Source organism: Mesorhizobium sp. M4A.F.Ca.ET.090.04.2.1 (assembly GCF_003999085.1).
Taxonomy (GTDB): domain Bacteria; phylum Pseudomonadota; class Alphaproteobacteria; order Rhizobiales; family Rhizobiaceae; genus Mesorhizobium.
Genome location: NZ_RZOT01000464.1, coordinates 1 through 4,912, shown reverse-complemented (window position 1 = coordinate 4,912; position 4,912 = coordinate 1). Strand labels below are relative to the sequence as shown.

5 protein-coding genes are annotated in these 4,912 nt (G+C 62.4%); all 5 read left to right on the top strand.

What is annotated here, in order from left to right; genetic code table 11:
- On the top strand, positions 1–487 hold a 487-nt coding region (locus tag EN781_RS34500), incomplete at its 5' end, for a hypothetical protein (RefSeq protein WP_189347854.1).
- A gap of 85 nt (positions 488–572) precedes the next feature.
- On the top strand, positions 573–815 hold the full coding sequence (locus tag EN781_RS25715) for a DUF1127 domain-containing protein (RefSeq protein ID WP_126056786.1): 243 nt from the start codon (positions 573–575) through the stop codon (positions 813–815).
- A 104-nt stretch (positions 816–919) separates the two neighbouring features.
- Positions 920–2,512, top strand: coding sequence for a peptide chain release factor 3 (locus EN781_RS25710; RefSeq protein WP_126056785.1), 1,593 nt, complete (start codon positions 920–922; stop codon positions 2,510–2,512).
- Positions 2,513–2,702: 190 nt separating this feature from the next.
- Positions 2,703–3,467, top strand: a complete 765-nt coding sequence (locus tag EN781_RS25705; RefSeq protein ID WP_189347852.1) for a class I SAM-dependent methyltransferase — start codon at positions 2,703–2,705, stop codon at positions 3,465–3,467.
- A gap of 77 nt (positions 3,468–3,544) precedes the next feature.
- Positions 3,545–4,912: glycosyltransferase (locus EN781_RS25700; RefSeq protein ID WP_127400452.1), on the top strand; the 1,368-nt coding region annotated here is incomplete at its 3' end.

Here is a 4,912-nt window from a genome sequence, read left to right as displayed (position 1 = left end):
CATCTGGGCATCCGCGCTCGCCTGCGGCACCGCGGATGCGCATGATACGCCGGATCCGGTGCTGAACCGGTCTCGGGAAATGGCGGCCAGGTACGTCAATATCGAGGTCGCCAAGGCCGAAGGCTACCAGCAGCTCTTCGAATGCACGACGCATGACGAGCACGGCACGATGGGGGTCCACTTCATCCATCCGGTCCGTGCCGGCGATGGCAAGCTCGTGCTCAGCGAGCCGGACGTGCTGACCTACGAGCCGGAGCCGGACGGCTCCATGCAACTCGTCGGCATGGAGTACATCGCCTTCGAGAAGGACTGGAAGGGCAAGGGCGTTCCCGAGTTCCTCGGCCGCACCCTGCAGCGCAAGACGACCGTGGGCGTCCATCCGGTGGACCCCTACTACGAGCTGCATGTCTGGCACTGGCGGCACAATCCGGCCGGCATGTTCGCCGACTGGAACCCCTATGTGAGCTGCGCCAACGATCAGTCCTGACGCAGCCAAGACCCGGCACCGCATCGGGAGGGTCATTGCATGGCCCTCCCGATCTGCCATCGTTCAAACAGAAGGAAACACGACAATGTCATCCCTTGAAGAACTGGAATTCACCGTCGATCGGCCCTTCGGCTGGCGCTTCTTCGTGACGGCCATCGATCGTTTCGGCGTCGGCGCCTTCGCCCGCATCATCCGCATTCGCAGGGACCGGGCGCGGCTTGACGAATTTCCGGACCACCTGCTGCGCGACATCGGCATTGATCGCTCCGAGATCGCGTTGGTCACCCGCTACGGCAGCAAGGATGGTCGCGGCTGGCTGTGGAACTGATCTGCGCGGCCGATTTCCGGTCGCCTCGGACCGATCGGCCCGAAACTGTCGACAGGCCGGAAAAGCGCTGCTAGAAGCCCGCGCCACAGACAGGATTCCACGACTTGGCAGAAGACATCGAAAACGCGGTATCGCGCCGTCGCACCTTCGCGATTATCGCCCACCCCGACGCCGGCAAGACCACGCTCACCGAAAAGCTGCTTTTGTTCGGCGGCGCCATCCAGCTTGCCGGTGAGGTCAAGGCCAAGAAGGACCGCATCCAGACCCGGTCCGACTGGATGAAGATCGAGCGCGAGCGCGGCATTTCGGTCGTCACCTCGGTGATGACCTTCGAGTATGACGACAATGTCTTCAACCTGCTCGACACGCCCGGCCACGAGGATTTCGCCGACGACACCTATCGCACGCTCTCGGCGGTCGATTCCGCCGTCATGGTCATCGACGCCGCCAAGGGCATCGAGCCGCGTACGCTGAAGCTGTTCGAGGTCTGCCGGCTGCGCGATATCCCGATCATCACCTTCGTCAACAAGATGGACCGCGAGAGCCGCGATCCGTTCGAAATACTCGACGAGATCGAGCAGAAGCTGGCGCTGGACACCGCCCCGGTCACCTGGCCGATCGGCCGCGGCAAGACTTTTTCGGGCACCTATCACCTGGCGCTGAACGCCGTACGCAAGAGCGACGACGAGAAGGAGCGCACGCCGGTCAACGGCCCCGATTCCAACCGCGTCGCCGGTCTCCTGCCGGAGAACGAGCGCAACGACTTCATCGAGGAATTGGAGCTGGCGCGCGAGGCCTGCCGCCCGCTCGATATCGACGCCTTCCGCGAGGGCCATCTGACCCCGGTCTATTTCGGCTCGGCGCTGCGCAATTTCGGCGTGCGCGACCTGATCGAGGCGCTCGGCGCCTTCGGGCCGCCGCCGCGCGCGCAGGAGGCCGACAGCCGCAAGGTCGAAGCGACCGAGGAGAAGATGACCTCCTTCGTCTTCAAGATCCAGGCCAACATGGATCCCAACCACCGCGACCGCATCGCCTTCGTGCGCGTCTGCTCCGGCAAGCTGGAGCGCGGCATGAAGGCCAAGCTGGTGCGCACCGGCAAGCCGATGAGCCTGTCGGCGCCGCAGTTCTTCTTCGCCCGCACCCGCGTTACCGCCGACGAGGCCTTCGCCGGCGACGTCGTCGGCATCCCCAACCACGGCACGCTGCGCATCGGCGACACACTCACCGAAGGCGAAGAAATCCTGTTCCGCGGCGTGCCCAATTTCGCGCCGGAAATCCTGCGCCGGGTGCGCCTCGGTGATGCCATGAAGGCCAAGAAGCTGAAGGAGGCGCTGCACCAGATGGCCGAGGAGGGCGTCGTGCAGCTGTTCTCGCCCGAGGACGGCTCGCCGGCCATCGTCGGTGTCGTCGGCGCCCTGCAACTCGACGTGCTGAAGGAGCGGCTGAACATCGAGTACACATTGCCGGTCGATTTCGAGATGTCGCGCTTTTCCGTCTGCCGCTGGATCTCGGCCGACGACAGGGCCGAGGTGCAGCGCTTCGTCGAAGCGCATCGCGGCGACATCGCCCGCGATCTCGACAATGATCCGGTCTTCCTCGCCCAGCACACCTTCTCGCTCAACTACGAGGCCGAGCGCTGGAAGGCGATCCGCTTCGCCGCGGTGAAGGACTATCAGGTCCGCGACAAGGCGGCGTGACGGCGGGTCCCTTGGCGCGCCGACACGATGCCAGGCCGGTCACGGTCCCCATATGCGCAAAAACAAATACTTGGAGCAGGTCGACGATTCTGTCGGATGTTCTGGGATTTCCATTGTCATCTGATCGGTCCATAACAACCGCGGTGCATCGCCGAAGCGCGATGCTGTTGTGATGCGAAGGGGAGGTTTCGTGTTTTCGACAACCGGGAGTTCAAACAAGGGGCCCGAAGCAGCAGCCCCGGAAATCCAGCTCCCTCCGCCGCGGTTGCGTTACAAGGTCACGGGCACCGACGCCAGCGACTGGTTCATGGAGTCGGGGGCAAAGTCCTTGCGCGATCTGGAGCGGGCCTTGGCGTCCATCCGAAAGTCGTACGGGGATTTCAACGATATCCTCGAGTGGGGTTGCGGCTGCGGCCGCATTTTGCGGCATCTGCCCGTGCCCGCCTTGCCTCGCAAGCTGTACGGAAACGAGATCGACGCCGAAGCGATCGAATGGGTTTCGGCGCATATGCCGTGGATTGAGACGAGCCTTACGCAAGGCCTGCCTCCGCTTCCATACGGCGATGGCTCATTCGACCTGATCTTCAACCACAGTGTGATGTCGCATCTTGATGCGGACTACCAGGATGCCTGGCTTGCGGAGTTGGCGCGCGTCCTTCGCCCGGGCGGTGTTGTCACGCTCACGGTTCACGGACAGCATGCATTCGATCAGTTTTTCGGAGGGATTCCGCCGGAGTCGCCGCTTCGCGAGCAGGTTGCCGACATCTTCTATACACGAGGGCTTTTCTTTACCAAGGATGACCAGTGGGGCGCCGACTTCCCCGACTTCTACCACTCCGCCTTCCACAGCGTGCGGTATGTATTCGATCATTGGTCGAAATTTCTGCGTGTCTGCCAGTATATCCCGCGTGGTGCGCTCGATTATCAGGACATGGTGGTTCTACAAAAGCTGTAGTGATCGATCTCTTTCGGCAACAGCAACAACCGGCAAGCGCAGGCAGGCCGACGGCAAACTCAGGAGAGTCCGATAGTATGAGCAGGCGGGAAGACGCCACCCTATCGGCGGGCTACGACAGTTGGCGGCAATCCAGGCTGGCCGAAAGGATGGCGTTGGCCGGCCAGCAGCGCATGTGGAATCACTTGATTACCGTGTTGATCCATGACGCGGCTTCGGCGAGCCGCGAGACCCTGTCGCATACGCTCTCTTCGCTGCTTGGTCAGACCTATCGCAATATCGAGATCGTGGTTGCCGGTGTCCACGAGATCGACTTGCCGGATGTGGACGACTTTACAAGCCTGCGTGGCCTGTTCGCGGAGCCGACGCTCGATGCGCTGAACGTGTTGTCGGATCCGGCGCACGATCATCTGTGGCGCGGCAGTCATTTGGTTTTCGCGGCCGCTGGCACGACGTTCGATACGGATGCCTTCGCTCTCCTGAATCGCATGCTTTCACCGTTGCGCGGGACACCGATGCCGGACCTGATCGTCTGCGATCACGATCGCCGCGATGCCGGGGCGGTCCCGCAGCCTTGTTTTCTGCCAGGCTGGGACCCTGATCTGATTGTTTCAATGGATTATGTCGGCACGGCCTTCATGGCTTCGCGAAAACTCATCTTCTCCCAGCGCTCGGCCGAGCGCCCGAATTCCCTGCACGGTTGGCTCCGCACCCTGGCGAGTGGGCCTCTCGCGGTCGGTCATCTCACCGAGACCGTCATGCATCTTCCCACTGCTTTGCCGCGTCCTTCGGCGGAACCAGCGGATATGCGTCTCCCTCGGCCTCGGTCCGTGGCGATCGTTATTCCCAACCGTGACCAGCCCAAACTGCTGAAGCGTTGCGTGGGGTTTGTGAAAGCCTTGGAGAACCTTTCGCCCGAGCTCGTCATTGTGGATCACGCAAGCACCGACCCGGCTACGCTGGCACTCTACGCGGAACTCCAGGAGAAGCACGGCGCCCGTATCGTCAGGGTCCATGGCCGCTTTAATTTCTCTCGCATGGTCAATATGGGCGTGGCGGCCGCGACCGCGGACGTTGTGGTCCTGTTGAACAATGATGTCGAGATCACACACCCTCGTCAGTTGGAATTGATGGTTGCGCACGCCATGCGCCCCGAAGTCGGTGTCGTCGGAGCCCGCCTGTTGTACCCGGATGGCTCGGTGCAGCATGCGGGCATTGTTCTGCAACCCGGCTCGCACAGCGAGCATCCCGTGCTGGCGCAGCATGTGTTGCGGGGCGCGCCGGGAAATGCGGACGGCTATCTGCATGCCATGCGCACCGTGCGTAATTATCAGGCCGTGACGGGCGCCATCGTCGCCTCGCGGCGAACCGTTTTCCATGAGATCGGCGGGTTTGATGAGGTCTGCCTGCCTGTTGAATACAAAGATGTCGACCATTGTCTTCGT

Bases quoted from the DNA above. Each gene is read 5' to 3' on its own strand.
- EN781_RS25715 (WP_126056786.1), top strand. From the start codon at position 573: ATGTCATCCCTTGAAGAACTGGAATTCACCGTCGATCGGCCCTTCGGC.